The sequence below is a fragment of the Phyllobacterium calauticae genome, assembly GCF_019991125.1.
GTDB lineage: Bacteria > Pseudomonadota > Alphaproteobacteria > Rhizobiales > Rhizobiaceae > Phyllobacterium > Phyllobacterium calauticae.
Genome location: NZ_JAGENB010000003.1, coordinates 505,755 through 520,497 on the forward strand (window position 1 = coordinate 505,755; position 14,743 = coordinate 520,497).

The window sequence follows — 14,743 nt, forward strand, 5'->3', positions numbered from 1 at the left end:
CCTGAGTCAAGTGTGAGTCAAAGAACAATGTTTCACGTGAAACAATTCCTACGCGCAGATCGCCGTTATAGTTTCAATGTTTCACGTGAATCATTTGCCTATACAGAACTGTGAGAATACCACATCGAGAATATCCTCGACATCCACGTCTCCGGTAATCCGGCCCAATGCATGCGAGGCCCGGCGTAGATACTCAGCGCGAACTTCCAGCGGTGCGGCTACGTCCGCCACAGCGTGATTGATTTCCCGGCTCGTTTCCGTGAGTAATTCCATATGACGGCGGCGGGTGGGAAGCGGATCAGAGAGATTCCCAGCTGCAGATTCGGCCCTGGATTGCAAAGCCGCTATCAGATCATTCAAGCCCTCACCCGAACGGATTGAAACTTTCAGATCATAGCTATCGGATGTCGTTCTCTCGACAACATCCAGTTTCGTTCCAATTCGCAGCGTATCGATCGCATCCAGTTCGACAAATGGCGCTGGAAGCGGGCTCGCCATATCCGTCAGCAATAGTACCAGATCCGCGGCGTGCGCGCGGTCAAGCGCCCGTTCAACGCCGATCTGTTCCACCTTACCCTCGGTTTCCCTGAGACCCGCCGTATCGGTGATAAGGACGGGCAAGCCCCCCAGATCAAGTTTGATTTCAATCAGGTCGCGTGTCGTTCCCGGTTCGTCGGAGACAATCGCCACATCGGTTCCCGCCAGGGCATTCAGCAGGCTCGATTTGCCGGCGTTCGGCGCACCAACAATCACCACACGGAAGCCGTCGCGCACGATTGCGCCACGTTTTCCCTCCGCTACGTGTTGTTCAATCTTTTCCGCAAGATCACGCATCGATATCCAGACTTGATCCGATACGGAACCGGGTACGTCGGATTCGTCAGCAAAATCGAGTTCCGCTTCAATCAGAGCGCGCGCGCGGATCATCTCGGTGCGCCAGGATGAATAGAGCTGAACTTGCGAACCCGATGCGATCTGCAGTGCCAGGCGGCGCTGACCATCGGTCTCAGCGGCGATCAGATCCGCGAGACCTTCAGCCACCGTCAGATCGAATTTTCCATTGGCAAAGGCGCGCCTTGTGAACTCACCGGGTTCGGCCAAGCGGCAATTGTCAAAGGTATAGAGAAGCGAAATCATTGCATCAACAACCGCACGACCGCCGTGCAGGTGAAACTCGCCGCAATCTTCACCGGTAAAGCTATGGGGATTGGAGAAAAACAACACGAGTCCCCGATCAACGGGACTACCAAGTGCATCGCGGAACGTACGTAGCTCAGCCCGCCGCGGCGACGGAAGGTTGCCACAAATTGTTTCGATAACGAATCGAGTCTTCGATCCAGACATGCGGATCACGGCGACACCAGACGGAAGCCGCCCACTGGACAGGGCAAAAATAGTCTCGCTGAAATTCTGGTTCTGTTTCATTTGCATTTATCCACGGCTACACTGGATGTCTTGATAACCCTCAAGCCGGCATTCGGGAAGAGCGGAGTAATGCAATGTATCAGCAAGCCAATCTGCTCGGGAACGAGTCCAGCCCGTATCTTCGTCAGCATGCCGGCAACCCGGTGCATTGGCGGCCATGGGGAAAGCTTGCGCTGGCTGAGGCACAGGAGACGGGCAAGCCCATTCTGTTGTCCGTTGGTTACGCTGCCTGTCACTGGTGCCATGTCATGGCGCACGAATGCTTTGAAGATGGCGACGTTGCTGACCTGATGAATGCCCACTACGTCAATATCAAGGTGGACAGGGAAGAACGGCCGGATATCGATCAGATCTACATGGCAGCTCTTGGCGCGATGGGAGAGCAGGGGGGCTGGCCGCTGACGATGTTTCTCACACCGGAGGCAAAGCCGTTTTGGGGAGGAACCTATTTTCCCAAGAACTCACGCTATGGCCGGCCTGGTTTTGTCGACGTGTTGCAGTCTATCGACAGGGTATGGCGCGAAGACCGCGCGCGCGTCGTCCAGAACGTCGATGCCTTGACCAGCCACGTCAGCGCCCGTCTTGACGCCCAGGCGGGTCCGGCAGCGCTGGACAAACATATCTTTGATCAGTTTTCCGCCAATATATCCGGCATGATCGACATGCAGAAAGGCGGCTTGACCGGCGCTCCCAAATTCCCGAATGCGCCTTTCATGGATACACTCTGGCTTTCATGGCTGCGCACCGGCAATGCCCAGCATCGGGATGCCTTTCTCAGGAGCCTGCAAATGATGCTGCAAGGCGGCATCTACGATCATCTTGGTGGCGGACTGTCCCGGTATTCCGTCGATGATCGCTGGCTTGTTCCGCACTTTGAAAAGATGCTTTACGACAATGCCCAGTTCATCCGTCACGCAACGTATGCCTATGCCGAAACCAAAGATGAATTGTTCCGCCTGCGAATCGAAGAAACTGTCGGTTGGCTAGAGCGCGAAATGCTGGCGAACGGCCAGCGCTTTGCCTCGAGCTTGGATGCCGACAGCGAGGGTGAAGAGGGCCGGTTCTACGTTTGGTCTGCGGATGAAATTCCGGCGACGCCGGATTTCGATATCTTTCGCACCGTTTACGATGTCCGCCCAGAGGGAAACTGGGAAGGCAAAACCATTCTCAATCGCCTGACCTCGCCCGGCTCATCAGATGCGGACACCGAGGCACATTTGGCAAAGGCCAGGCAGATACTTTTCAACCGCCGCGAGAGCCGGGTGCACCCCCATCGGGACGACAAGTCGCTCACTGACTGGAACGGGCTGATGATCCGTGCGCTCGCGGAAGCGGCGCGGTTATTCCAGCGCAAGGATTGGCTGGATCTGGCATTGGGCGCTTATCGTTCCATATCCGAATCGATGGTTGATGGGCGTCTGCCGCATTCCGTTCTGGAACAGTCCCGCCTCTTTCCCGGCTTGTCATCGGATTATGCATCGATGATCAATGCCGCCATCTCCCTCAATGAAGCGACGCAGGACAAAACGTTTCTCGACGACGCGGCTCTTTGGCTCCAGTCTCTTAACCGCTGGCATCTTACGGAAGATGGCAATCATGCCCTCAGCGCCATTGACAGCACCGATGTCATCATCCGCGTGCGCGGTGATCAGGATGAGGCCATACCGAGTGCCACCGGGCAGATCATCGAAGCCATCTCGCGTCTGGCGACAGCAACATCGGACTACGCATTGCAACAGCGAGCCGACGAACTCGCTGAAAACGCGCTCGGCCGTGTGCTTGAACAGCGCTATGGCCAGGCCGGTGTTTTCAACAGCGCAAGCCTGCTGTTGGAACCGATGAAGCTTGTCCTGGTCACTCCGGACAAAGGCCATCCGCTCCTGCAGCTTGCAAACGATTATCCGGATCCGCGCCGTACCGATATCTGGATGGAGTTTAGAGAAAACACCACAATCGAGCTGGTGCCCGGCAGCGGAGCAATCACCATAAAAAAACCCGCGGCCTATCTCTGCCGCGGGTTCGTGTGTCTGGCGCCTGTGGAAACGGCCGAGGCGCTGGCAGCGCTGCTCAAACCGCAATCCTAGGACTGTTACGTATTCATCGAATCGAAGAATTCGCCGTTCGTCTTGGTCTGCTTCAACTTGTCGATGAGGAACTCGATCGCATCCGTCGTGCCCATCGGGGCCAGAATACGGCGCAGGACAAAGATCTTCTGCAGATCCTGACGCGGTACGAGCAGGTCTTCCTTGCGCGTGCCGGATTTCAGAATATCCATGGACGGGAAAATGCGCTTGTCGGCAACCTTGCGGTCGAGCACGATTTCCGAATTGCCCGTACCCTTGAATTCTTCAAAGATCACTTCGTCCATGCGGCTGCCCGTATCGATAAGGGCCGTCGCAATGATCGTCAGCGATCCGCCTTCCTCGATGTTACGTGCCGCACCGAAGAAACGCTTGGGGCGCTGAAGCGCGTTGGCGTCGACACCACCGGTCAGAACCTTGCCGGATGATGGCACCACGGTGTTGTAGGCGCGGCCAAGGCGCGTAATGGAATCGAGCAGGATGACCACATCGCGGCCATGTTCAACCAGGCGCTTCGCCTTCTCGATGACCATTTCAGCCACCTGAACGTGGCGGGACGCCGGCTCGTCGAATGTGGAGGAGACCACTTCGCCCTTCACGGAACGCTGCATATCCGTGACTTCTTCCGGACGTTCATCGATCAGAAGAACGATCAGATAGCATTCGGGATGATTGGCGGTGATGGAATGGGCAATGTTCTGGAGGAGAACGGTTTTACCGGTACGGGGCGGAGCGACGATGAGACCGCGCTGGCCTTTACCGAGGGGTGCCACCAGATCGATGACGCGGGCTGACAAATCCTTGGTGGTCGGATTTTCCAGCTCCATCTTGAAACGCTCATTCGGGTAGAGCGGTGTCAGATTGTCGAAGTGGATCTTGTGGCGGATTTTTTCCGGGTCTTCGAAGTTGATGGTGTTGACCTTGAGAAGGGCGAAATAGCGCTCACCTTCCTTGGGCCCACGGATCGGACCTTCGACGGTATCACCGGTTTTCAGCGAAAACCGCCGGATCTGCGATGGGGAGATATAGATGTCGTCGGGGCCTGGGAGATAGTTTGCATTGGCAGAACGCATGAAGCCGAAGCCATCCTGCAATATCTCGACCACGCCTTCGCCGATAATTTCGACATCCTGGGAGGCCAGTTTCTTCAAGATCGCAAACATCAGTTCCTGTTTGCGCATGACACTGGCGTTTTCGACTTCCAGTGTTTCAGCAAACGCCAGAAGATCAACCGGCGTCTTGTTCTTGAGTTCTTGTAGTTTCATTTCCTGCATGTGTGCGGAACTCTTAATCTTATAGGTTTGAAATGGGGAAGGGAAATGACGATGCCGGAATGCAGTGCCATGTATGAATGGCTGAAGATCGCTATGGCGGTATTTCCAGAGAAGAGCCCCTATCTAGCCAATCATGACTGCAAGGGCAAGGGGTTTCATGAGTGGTATTGATATCAGGCAGAAAATATAATGATGAGTCAAAATGGCTTTATGATGACCATGATCACGATAATGATCATCAGAACCGTCGGCACTTCATTCATCATCCGCCAGAAACGGGCAGGCTTTGCGTTTCTATCCTCGGCGAACATGCGGACAGCCTTGGAAAAGTAGCCGTGAATGCCGGAAAGGATCAGGACGGCCAGGAATTTCACATGAAACCAGCCGTCCATATAGGCAACCGTTCGCCACGCAAGCCAAAGTCCGGCGGCCCATGTCACCATCATGGCCGGATTGATGATGGCCTTGAGCAACCGGCGCTCCATCACCTTGAACGTTTCCGATTGGACGGAGCCTTTTTCGGCGGCACAATGATAGATGAACAGGCGCGGCAGATAGAGCATCCCTGCCATCCAGGAGATGACGGCAATCACATGCAATGCCTTCACCCAGAGATAGGCGTTGTCGGGATAGAGATAAACCAGCGTCACAACAACCAATGCAAGAACGATACCGGTCGCCTTTGCCATCGATGCTGTCTTGCTTGAATTTTGAACCGGCATCTCGTTGTTGCTCATAATCATTTCCCGGTATTCAACGTATCAGTTCCTGGCTGTCGCCTGCCGCACGCGCGCAACCATCTGTTCCACATGGGAGACCGGAGCATCGGGGGTGATGCCATGGCCAAGATTGAAGACCAGCGGGCCGTGACCCAGCCCGTCAAGAATGGCATCGACGCCTTCATCCAGCGCTCGGCCGCCAGCAACAACACGCAAGGGATCAAGATTGCCCTGAATTGCCCCTCCACCTTGAAGTGAAGACGCCAGCGACAGCGGCACCGTCCAGTCGAGGCCCAAGGCTGTCACCCCGGTGCGTTCGCGATAATTCACATAAAGCGCGCCAGCACCTTTGGGAAAGCCGATGATCGGGACATCCGGGTGGGACGCACGCACCTTTTTGACGATCCTGGCCACGGGAGCGATACAGAACCGCTCGAAGCAGGCTTCGTCGAGAACACCAGACCAGGAATCAAAAATCTGCACCGCGTCAGCACCGGCATCGATCTGGCGGATCAGATACTCCGCTGAAACATCGGCGAGCTCGTCCAGCAGTTTCTGGAAGGCATCCGGATAGCGATAGGCGAAGAGGCGGGCCGGAGCCTGGTCCGGTGTTCCATGACCGGCTATCATATAGGTCGCCACGGTCCATGGAGCGCCACAGAAGCCAAGCAGAGTGGTTTCCTGTGGCAGTTGATGTCGAAGCAGCCGAACAGTCTCGTAGACAGGCTCCAGGCGTTCCACAGCCCCATTGGGTTCAAGCCAGAAAATGCCATCCGCATCAATCGGCGTCATCAAAGGGCCTCTGCCCTCTTCAAAGCGCAGATCACGGCCAAGCGCATGCGGCACGACAAGAATATCGGAAAACAGGATTGCCGCATCAAATCCGAAACGGCGGATCGGCTGCAGCGTCACTTCGACGGCCAGATCCGGCGAATAGCAGAGATCCAGAAAACTTCCGGCGTTCTTCCTGACTTCCCGGTATTCGGGGAGGTAGCGTCCAGCTTGGCGCATCATCCAGATGGGAGGCGGAAAAACTGTCTCGCCTCTAAGGACTTTCATCACTTTGCGGACCATTCCGTCTCTCTCCAGCTTTGTCTTACAAAAAAGAAAATTGGATATTTTCTGATTTTCTGATTCTTAGAGTCTGTTTGTATCGGGAATTACCAGATTGCCAACTTTTTCCCACAGGCAACTGGAGTAATGCGAAACAGGGAAAACCATAAAGCAAAATTCAGGAAAAGCGGTAATAAAGTAAAATACCGTTCATTATCAGTCTGTTGAATAACATCAATCTGTGGATATCCATGTGGGAATACAGGGAACAACGGACGAAGAGTCGCAACAATCCCCAGATCGCAGCTATGCCCGGAAGAGTCATCCACAAGTGGGCTCGCTGTGGATGACTTGCCAATGATTCACATGGCTGCCATTGCTTGTTCAAAACCGGGAGAATTCTCCCCAGTCATCAACAGGGAGTCGAGTTTTCTGTGACAAAGCCAGTCAACTACTTCCATCTTCACATGATCTCTGATGCGACCGGAGAGACTCTCCTGGCGGCGGGTCGCGCAGCCGCGGCGCAATATGTGCATGCGCGCGCCATTGAACATGTCTATCCGCTCATTCGCACGGAAAAGCAGATCAAAAAGGTGCTTGAAGGTATCGATGCGGAACCTGGCATTGTCCTTTATACCATCGTGGACAAACGGCTGGCGGCAATGATCGATGAAAGCTGCGCGACGATTGGCGTTCCCTGCGTGTCGGTTCTTGAACCGGTCCTCAGCATATTCCAGTCCTATCTCGGTGCGCCGGCGGGACGGCGGGTTGGGGCGCAACACGTGCTCAATGCGGAATATTTTCGCCGCATCGATGCGCTGAATTTTACCATGGAGCATGATGACGGCCAGCTGCCGCTCGATATCGAAGAAGCCGATGTCATTCTGATCGGCATTTCACGGACGTCGAAAACCCCGACAAGCATTTATCTCGCCAATCGCGGCATCAAGACCGCCAACGTACCCATCGTTCCCGGTGTGCCCATTGCCGATGTGATTATCAATGCGGAGCGGCCGCTGATTGTTGGCCTGATTGCCTCGGCAGAGCGGATCTCACAGGTGCGCCAGCATCGCATTCTCGGGGCGACCCCGGGCTTCGATACGGATCACTATCTTGACCGGGCCAACATTATTGAAGAGCTTTCCTATGCGCGGCAGATTTGCCATCGCTATAATTGGCCTATGATAGACGTTTCACGCCGTTCAATTGAAGAAACCGCGGCGGCGGTTCTCGCCCTGCGTTCCCAAGGGCGATAGCCGCATTGTTAATCAGAGAAGAAGGCAAATGCAGATTATTCTTGCTTCCAAAAGTCCGTTCCGCGCGACGCTCCTGAAAAACGCCGGCGTCGCTTTTACCGCACAGTCGGCCAATATCGATGAGCGGGCGGTGGAAGCGCCTCTCTATAAGAGCGGAGCAACGCCGGAGGACGTCGCGCTTGTTCTGGCCGAAGCAAAGGCGCTCGATGTCAGTGAGCGTAACCCGGACGCATTGGTGATCGGTTCGGATCAAACCCTGTCCTTGGGCGACGAGGTTTTGCACAAGCCTGCCGATATGGAGGCCGCGCGCCGGCAACTGCTCAGGCTTTCCGGCAGGACTCATCACCTGAACAGCGCGATTGTTCTGGTCAAGAGCGGGCAGACGGTGTGGCGGCACGTTTCGGTGGCGCGCATGACATTGCGTGATCTCGATCCGGCTTTCATTGGACGGCACCTGGCACGGGTTGGTGCCGTCGCGCTCCAAAGTGTAGGCGCCTACCAATATGAAGGCGAAGGCGTGCAGCTGTTCGAGAAGGTGGATGGAGATTATTTCACCATTGTCGGCCTCCCACTATTGCCGTTGCTGAATGAACTGCGCCGGGAGGGTGCGATCGATGGCTGATCATCCCAGCGCTTTCGTAACGGGTTTTCCAATCCGTCATTCACGCTCGCCGCTCATCCACGGTTACTGGCTCAGGCAATTCGGATTGGACGGCTCCTATCGGGCGGTCGAGGTTGCACCGGACGCATTTGCGGCCTTTATCCACACGTTGAATGACAATGGGTTTGTCGGCGGCAACGTCACCATCCCACATAAGGAAGTGGCTTTTTCCCTGTGCGGGAAGCGCGATTCTGCCGCGGAAGAAATCGGCGCGGTGAACACGCTCTGGTTCGAGAATGACATTCTGCATGGCGGCAATACGGATGCTTACGGGTTCTTGGCAAATCTGGACTCGCTAAGCCCCGGCTGGAGTGAGCGCAAGAGCGCTTTGGTGCTGGGTGCGGGCGGGGCAAGCCGGGCGGTGATCTTTGCGTTGAAGCAGCGCGGTTTCACCGACATCAGGATCGTCAATCGGACCGTGGAGCGGGCCCAGGAACTGGCAGACCGGTTTGGAATTTCCGGGGGTGCCCACGGGTGGGACGCGGTGCCGGAATTGCTGAAGGGCGCGTCGCTGATTGTAAACACCACGTCGCTCGGCATGTCGGGTAAAGACGAGCTGGTGATTGACCTGACCGAGGCTGATTCGGACGCGCTGGTGACCGACATTGTCTATGTGCCGTTGGAAACGCCGCTTTTGCGCGCAGCGCGCTTCCGCGGTCTCGAAACCGCCGACGGACTGGGCATGTTGCTGCACCAGGCCGTACCGGGCTTTGAACACTGGTTCGGCAAACGGCCGGATGTAACGGCAGAGCTGCGAAACCTCATTCTGGCCGATATGGCGGCGGGGAAAGCAAAATGATCGTGCTGGGTCTCACCGGATCGATCGGCATGGGTAAATCGACAGCCGCACAAATGTTCATGGATGCGGGCGTTCCGGTCTATTCCGCCGATGAAACGGTTCACCGGCTATATTCCGGCGCGGCGGCTCCTTTGATTGAAGCAGCTTTTCCCGGAACGACGGAAAACGGCGTGGTGGATCGCGCCAGGCTCTCGGCAGCGGTCATTGGCAATCCCAAGGCGCTTCGGAAGCTTGAATCGATTGTCCACCCCATGGTTCGTTCCGAAGAGAACGCTTTCCGCGATAGCGCTCAATCCCAAGGTGCGAAGCTTGCCGTGATCGATATTCCGCTGCTGTTCGAGACTGGTGGGGATAAGCGGGTGGACAAGATCCTTGTTGTCAGCGCACCGGCAGAGGTGCAGAAAAGGCGGGTATTGGCCAGGGTCGACATGACCCCCCAAAAACTCGAAGCAATTCTCGAGCGCCAGACTCCCGACGTCGAGAAACGCGCCCGTGCCGATTTTGTTGTCAATACGGACCAGACATTTGATGCGACGCGGGCCGAGATCAACGAGATAATCCGGATACTCACGGATTCCTGACAGGCGGAAAGCGGGGAAACCGCTGCTCCGGCCTTGCGCTGGCCGGTCAATTCATGAAATTTGGGTCAAAGGAAGATTCCATGCGCGAGATCATATTCGATACGGAAACAACAGGGCTCGACCGGCTGGATGATCGCATCATCGAAATTGGCGGTGTGGAACTGGTCAATCGTTTCCCGACCGGCAACACATTTCATGTTTTCATCAATCCGGATGGCAAACAGGTCCACCCGGATGCTCTGGCCGTTCACGGCATCAGCAATGACCGCCTGAAGGATGAGCCGGTCTTTGCCGGCGTCGTCGACCGCTTTCTCGAATTCATCGACGGGGCAAAGTTGATCGCCCACAACGCCACATTCGATATGGGCTTCATCAATGCCGAGCTGAACCGCCTGGGGCACCCCCCCATCAGCAATGACCGGGTTATCGATACGCTGGCACTCGCGCGCCGCAAACATCCCATGGGCCCAAATTCCCTGGATGCCCTGTGCCGTCGTTACGGCATCGACAACAGTCACCGCACGATGCACGGCGCGTTGCTCGATTCGCAGTTGCTGGCGGAAGTTTATATCGAGCTGATCGGTGGAAAACAGGCGGCCCTCGGCCTGACCGTTGCCGAACAGTCTGACAACAAGCAATCCGCCAATACGGAAACGGTTGTTGTCATTGCGCGCCGCGCGGTACCGCTGCCATCCCGCCTCACCGATTCGGAAAAGCAGGCGCACGACAAGCTGGTCGAAAAGATTGGCGAGAAAGCGATCTGGAACGAACGGATAGCAGCACGGTAAAAATCGCGGCAACAAAAAACCCGGGTCGAACCCGGGTTTTTGCTATCCAGTAGAACCGTTGGCTTAGCTGACCATCGACTTGGCTTGTTCTTCAGCCATGCGCTGCTGGAACATCTGCGCAAAGTCGATCGGGTCTATCATCAGCGGCGGGAAGCCGCCATTGCGGGTTGCTTCCGCAATGATCTGACGTGCGAACGGGAAGAGCAGGCGCGGGCATTCGATGAAAAGCAGCGGCAGGAGATGTTCCTGCGGGAAGCCTTCCAGACGGAAAACGCCGCCATAGACGAGTTCCGCGTTGAACAGGACTTCCTTGCCTTCACCGGCACGGGCTGTGAGGGTCAGAACGACATCGAAATCGTTCTCGGCAATCGGATTGGCGTTGACATTCACGTTGATGCTGATGCCGGGAGCCTTGTCCCGCGGGCGCAGCGACAGAGGCGCGCCTGGGCTTTCGAAGGAAAGATCCTTCACGTACTGAGCAAGAATGTTCAGTGTCTGCTGCTGGACGCTCCCATTGCCATTGGTCGCTTCATTGCCGTTTTCGGCATTTTCATCAGGCTTTTGAGCCATTGTCTGGAAACCTTCTCTCGTTGCGTCCGCTTCGGCGGTTATCGAATGAATGATGGCTGGCTAGCATGAGAGCCCCAGCGAGGCAAGCCGGGAGGAACCATCCTGATGCACGCACGCTATTCTTTCGGGCTCCATGGCGAGTTGGGGTCGGATTTTCTGGAATAATCCTCCGGGTCAAGTTCAATGACACGATCAGCGGAGCGATCCGGTCGGGAATGACCCGTTGCTGCAGGATTGACCACGACCACGCGGCTCCGGACAAAACGCCAGCCAATATCGCGAATGGCGGGTATGAACAAAAGCAGGCCGATAATGTCCGTGATGAAGCCAGGAACGATCAACAGGAACGCCGCAAAGAACAGCATAACGCCGTGCACGAGTTCGCGGCTCGGCGTCCGGCCGGCGGCGGTTTCCGAGCGGATTTTCTGCAGGATGCCAAATCCCTGCAGGCGCAACAGAAAAACACCGAGGAACATCGACAGGATGATCAAGCCGAGCGTTGCCAGAACACCGATCTTGCTGCCAACCACAATGAAGCCGGCAATTTCAAGAAATGGCAGTGCAAGCAGGAACAGGGGCACAAGAGAGGATCGCAACTAATTTACCTTTCGAAGGACATATCCGGTTATAATCCATACCCGGCGTCAATTTCATGCCTATATAGGTATGAACATGAGCATTTGTATGATTGCCTTCAGCAATCTATATGTTTTGGTAATTCGACAAAAGCGCAATGGTCGTACAAAGAACGGCCGACTGAATTTAGGGATGAATGGCAGGCGACATGGAATATCTGGACTTCGGAACGATTTTCTTCTTCGTGGCAGCAGTGGTGATCTTTTTGCAGCTGCGCAAGGTCCTTGGTCGCCGCACCGGCAACGAGCGTCCGCCATTCAATCCGTATGCATCATCGCGTACAGCCGAGGTCGAAGACAAGGCCAAACCTGGCGATAATGTCGTGTCGCTGCCGCGGCGCGGCGAGCCGAAGGAAAACCAGTTTGAAAAGGTGGATGCGCTGGCAAAACCCGGTACGCCGCTGAACGAAGGCCTTCGCGCCATCCAGAACGCCGATCCGGCATTCGATCCGGCGAAGTTTCTTGAAGGCTCAAAGATGGCCTATGAGATGATCGTCATGTCCTTTGCCGATGGTGATCGCAAGACGCTCAAATCGCTCCTGTCCCGCGAAGTATTTGATGGTTTCGTTTCAGCCATCGCCGATCGTGAATCGCGCGGCGAAAAGGTGCAATCCTCGTTCGTCGGCATCAACAAGGCCGACATTACCGGCGCTGAAATGAAGGGCACGGAAGCGCACGTGACAGTGCGCGTCGTCAGCGAGCTGATTTCGGCAACGCTGGACAAGGACGGCAACGTGATCGACGGCGACAAGGAAGCGGTGGCTGAAGTCAAGGATGTCTGGACCTATGCGCGGGATACCCGCTCGAAGGATCCGAACTGGAAACTCGTCGCGACCGAAGCCGAAGATTGATTCTCCTGTCGCGAGCGCCAGACCATGCTTTCCCCTCTCTTCAAACCGGTGGCTTTCACCGATTGCCCCGGTTGGGAGAATGACAACCAGCTTGAAGCGTTTCAAGCTTTTGTGCGTTCTGCCAGCAGGGTTCTGGAAAAGCCCTATAAAAGCGGATCACTGGGCATCTCCTTTGCGGCTTTAGCACCCATTTTCGCTGATTCACGTGAAACATTGGTCGAAAGTAACGAACAGGCACGGCGGTTTTTTGAAAAATGGTTCCGTCCGGCACGCCTGGAAAATCCCGAGACGGGACACGGTTTTGTCACGGGTTTCTATGAACCCGAGGTGGTTGCTTCTCCGGTTCGAACGGAACGCTATACGGTTCCCTTTCTCAGCCGCCCGAATGATCTGGTGGATGTGGATGACAGCAATCGGCCTGTGGGTTTTGATCCCTATTTCGCTTTTGCCCGGCAAACCCCGACAGGGATTGCCGAGTATTTTGACCGCGCTGCCATTGAGAGCGGTGCACTCGACGGGCAAAATCTGGAAATAGCCTTTGTCGAAAGTCCGGTCGATGCCTTCTTCATTCACGTTCAGGGCGCCGCCAGGTTGAAGATGACCGACGGTCGCCTGCGCCGCATCACCTACGCGGCGAAGACCGGCCACCGATTTACCGGCATCGGAAAAATCCTCTTGGATCGCGGTGAAATCCCGCTGGATAAAATGTCGATGCAGGCTATCCGCGCATGGCTTGCTGACAATCCTGATCAGGTTCAAAGCCTGTTGTGGAACAACCAATCCTATATTTTCTTTCGTGAAGCCGCGGTCGATGATGCCGCGCTGGGGCCGATTGCGGCTGCCAAGGTGCCGCTGACGGGCGGACGCTCCCTTGCTGTCGACCGGCTGCTGCATACCTTCGGTACGCCCTTCTATATCTCGGCACCTGCCTTGCAGGCTTTCGGCGGAGAGGGGTTTGCGCGGTTGATGATTGCGCAGGATACCGGGTCCGCCATCGTAGGGCCGGCACGCGGCGACCTTTTTGCCGGCTCCGGCGACGCGGCAGGTGACATCGCCGGCGGCATTCGTCATGACGCCGTTTTTTATGCGCTTGTACCCCGGTCATTGTTGGCGGATCGGGCATGAAGCGGTCCAGGGACGAGTTCACCAACATTGAAGACCGGATTCTCTGGGAGAAAGTCGCAAAATCCACCCGGCCCCTGAAGGGGAAGGACAAGATGGAATTTCTGCTCGACGCGGTGCAGGATCAGCCGGCAGTCACGCCATCGGCACCCGAAAAGATCAAGTCGAAGGCAATGCCGGTGCCGGCTCCGGCAAAACCGGCGATACCTGCGCATCGGCTGCATCCGATCGACCGTCCGACCCATAAGAAGATATCGCGCGGACGGGTGGTCATCGAGGGCCGAATCGATTTGCACGGACTGACGCAAAGCGAGGCCTATGGCCTGCTTCTCGGCTTCCTTCGCCGCGCGCACCAGCGCGAGCTGCGCCACGTGCTTGTCATCACCGGCAAGGGATCGTCCATGGGAAGCGATGGGGTCCTGCGTCAGGCGGTTCCGCTCTGGTTCACCACGCCGCCGTTCCGCGTGCTGGTCAATGGCTATGAAGATGCGGCCCGCAATCATGGCGGGACGGGCGCCATCTATGTCCGCATGCGCCGGCTGCCGGAGGCGCCATGACGCCGTTTGGTGAAAAGCTGCGCCAGCTCAGGGACGAGCGCGGCATCTCCCAGAAAGAAATGGCAAAGGCCATCGGGGTTTCGGCCGCCTATCTCTCGGCGCTGGAGCACGGAAGGCGCGGACAGCCGACATGGGACAAGCTGCAGCGCATCATCCAGTATTTCAACATCATCTGGGACGAGGCCGAGGAATTGCAGCGGCTGGCCATGATCTCGCATCCGCGCATCACGATTGACACCGCCGGCCTGCCGCCAGCATCGACGGAATTGGCCAACCTGGTTGCGGCGCATATTCGCGACCTCGAGGCGGATGTCGTTCAATCCCTGATTGGCGAGATAAAGCGATCCGCCGGCAAGCGGCGGCGTTGAGCC

16 protein-coding genes are annotated in these 14,743 nt (G+C 56.3%); 10 read left to right on the forward strand and 6 right to left on the reverse strand.

Annotated features, from left to right (window positions below):
- Positions 1-90: 90 nt before the first annotated feature.
- Positions 91-1,425 (reverse strand): tRNA uridine-5-carboxymethylaminomethyl(34) synthesis GTPase MnmE, encoded by a 1,335-nt coding sequence (gene mnmE / locus J1W56_RS14360; RefSeq protein WP_223613942.1) that lies wholly within the window; start codon positions 1,423-1,425, stop codon positions 91-93.
- A gap of 74 nt (positions 1,426-1,499) precedes the next feature.
- Here mnmE and J1W56_RS14365 point away from each other — a divergent pair, with 74 nt between their 5' ends.
- Positions 1,500-3,509 carry a thioredoxin domain-containing protein gene (locus J1W56_RS14365; RefSeq protein WP_223613943.1) on the forward strand — a complete coding sequence of 670 codons (2,010 nt, stop codon included), beginning with the start codon at positions 1,500-1,502 and terminating at the stop codon, positions 3,507-3,509.
- Between the two features lie 5 nt (positions 3,510-3,514).
- On the opposite strand, the gene rho is transcribed toward J1W56_RS14365, so the two are convergent.
- The 3 genes from rho to hemE form a co-directional block, all read right to left on the reverse strand.
- Positions 3,515-4,780 (reverse strand): transcription termination factor Rho, encoded by a 1,266-nt coding sequence (gene rho, locus J1W56_RS14370; protein ID WP_091879370.1) that lies wholly within the window; start codon positions 4,778-4,780, stop codon positions 3,515-3,517.
- Positions 4,781-4,977: 197 nt separating this feature from the next.
- Positions 4,978-5,517 (reverse strand): protoporphyrinogen oxidase HemJ, encoded by a 540-nt coding sequence (gene hemJ, locus J1W56_RS14375; RefSeq protein ID WP_223613944.1) that lies wholly within the window; start codon positions 5,515-5,517, stop codon positions 4,978-4,980.
- Positions 5,518-5,541: 24 nt separating this feature from the next.
- A complete protein-coding gene (hemE, locus tag J1W56_RS14380) occupies positions 5,542-6,573 on the reverse strand; it encodes a uroporphyrinogen decarboxylase (protein WP_223613945.1) in 1,032 nt (343 codons plus the stop codon).
- A gap of 413 nt (positions 6,574-6,986) precedes the next feature.
- On the opposite strand from hemE, the gene J1W56_RS14385 reads away from it, so the two are divergent.
- From J1W56_RS14385 to dnaQ, 5 genes are all read left to right on the forward strand, one after another.
- Positions 6,987-7,808, forward strand: a complete 822-nt coding sequence (locus tag J1W56_RS14385; RefSeq protein WP_223613946.1) for a pyruvate, water dikinase regulatory protein — start codon at positions 6,987-6,989, stop codon at positions 7,806-7,808.
- 28 nt (positions 7,809-7,836) lie between these two features.
- The gene (locus tag J1W56_RS14390; protein ID WP_223613947.1) at positions 7,837-8,430 is read left to right on the forward strand and encodes a Maf-like protein; all 594 of its coding nucleotides are present in this window, start codon (positions 7,837-7,839) and stop codon (positions 8,428-8,430) included.
- On the forward strand, positions 8,423-9,268 hold the full coding sequence (locus J1W56_RS14395) for a shikimate dehydrogenase (protein WP_223613948.1): 846 nt from the start codon (positions 8,423-8,425) through the stop codon (positions 9,266-9,268). Before J1W56_RS14390 ends, J1W56_RS14395 begins: the two co-directional genes overlap by 8 nt.
- The gene (gene coaE / locus J1W56_RS14400) at positions 9,265-9,849 is read left to right on the forward strand and encodes a dephospho-CoA kinase (protein ID WP_223613949.1); all 585 of its coding nucleotides are present in this window, start codon (positions 9,265-9,267) and stop codon (positions 9,847-9,849) included. Before J1W56_RS14395 ends, coaE begins: the two co-directional genes overlap by 4 nt.
- A gap of 80 nt (positions 9,850-9,929) precedes the next feature.
- Positions 9,930-10,637, forward strand: coding sequence for a DNA polymerase III subunit epsilon (dnaQ, locus tag J1W56_RS14405; RefSeq protein WP_223613950.1), 708 nt, complete (start codon positions 9,930-9,932; stop codon positions 10,635-10,637).
- 63 nt (positions 10,638-10,700) lie between these two features.
- Here the strand turns inward: dnaQ and secB are convergent, their stop codons facing one another.
- Positions 10,701-11,207: a protein-export chaperone SecB gene (gene secB, locus J1W56_RS14410; RefSeq protein WP_223613951.1), complete on the reverse strand. Its 507-nt coding sequence runs from the start codon at positions 11,205-11,207 to the stop codon at positions 10,701-10,703.
- Positions 11,208-11,323: 116 nt separating this feature from the next.
- The gene (locus J1W56_RS14415) at positions 11,324-11,803 is read right to left on the reverse strand and encodes an FxsA family protein (RefSeq protein ID WP_223613952.1); all 480 of its coding nucleotides are present in this window, start codon (positions 11,801-11,803) and stop codon (positions 11,324-11,326) included.
- Between the two features lie 188 nt (positions 11,804-11,991).
- Here J1W56_RS14415 and J1W56_RS14420 point away from each other — a divergent pair, with 188 nt between their 5' ends.
- From J1W56_RS14420 to J1W56_RS14435, 4 genes are read left to right on the forward strand one after another with little or no spacing between them, the layout of a single operon-like run.
- Positions 11,992-12,693: a Tim44/TimA family putative adaptor protein gene (locus J1W56_RS14420; protein WP_223614141.1), complete on the forward strand. Its 702-nt coding sequence runs from the start codon at positions 11,992-11,994 to the stop codon at positions 12,691-12,693.
- 24 nt (positions 12,694-12,717) lie between these two features.
- Positions 12,718-13,818, forward strand: a complete 1,101-nt coding sequence (gene mltA / locus J1W56_RS14425; protein ID WP_223613953.1) for a murein transglycosylase A — start codon at positions 12,718-12,720, stop codon at positions 13,816-13,818.
- A complete protein-coding gene (locus tag J1W56_RS14430; RefSeq protein WP_223613954.1) occupies positions 13,815-14,372 on the forward strand; it encodes a Smr/MutS family protein in 558 nt (185 codons plus the stop codon). Before mltA ends, J1W56_RS14430 begins: the two co-directional genes overlap by 4 nt.
- Positions 14,369-14,740 (forward strand): helix-turn-helix domain-containing protein, encoded by a 372-nt coding sequence (locus tag J1W56_RS14435; RefSeq protein ID WP_223613955.1) that lies wholly within the window; start codon positions 14,369-14,371, stop codon positions 14,738-14,740. Before J1W56_RS14430 ends, J1W56_RS14435 begins: the two co-directional genes overlap by 4 nt.
- Positions 14,741-14,743: the final 3 nt, after the last annotated feature.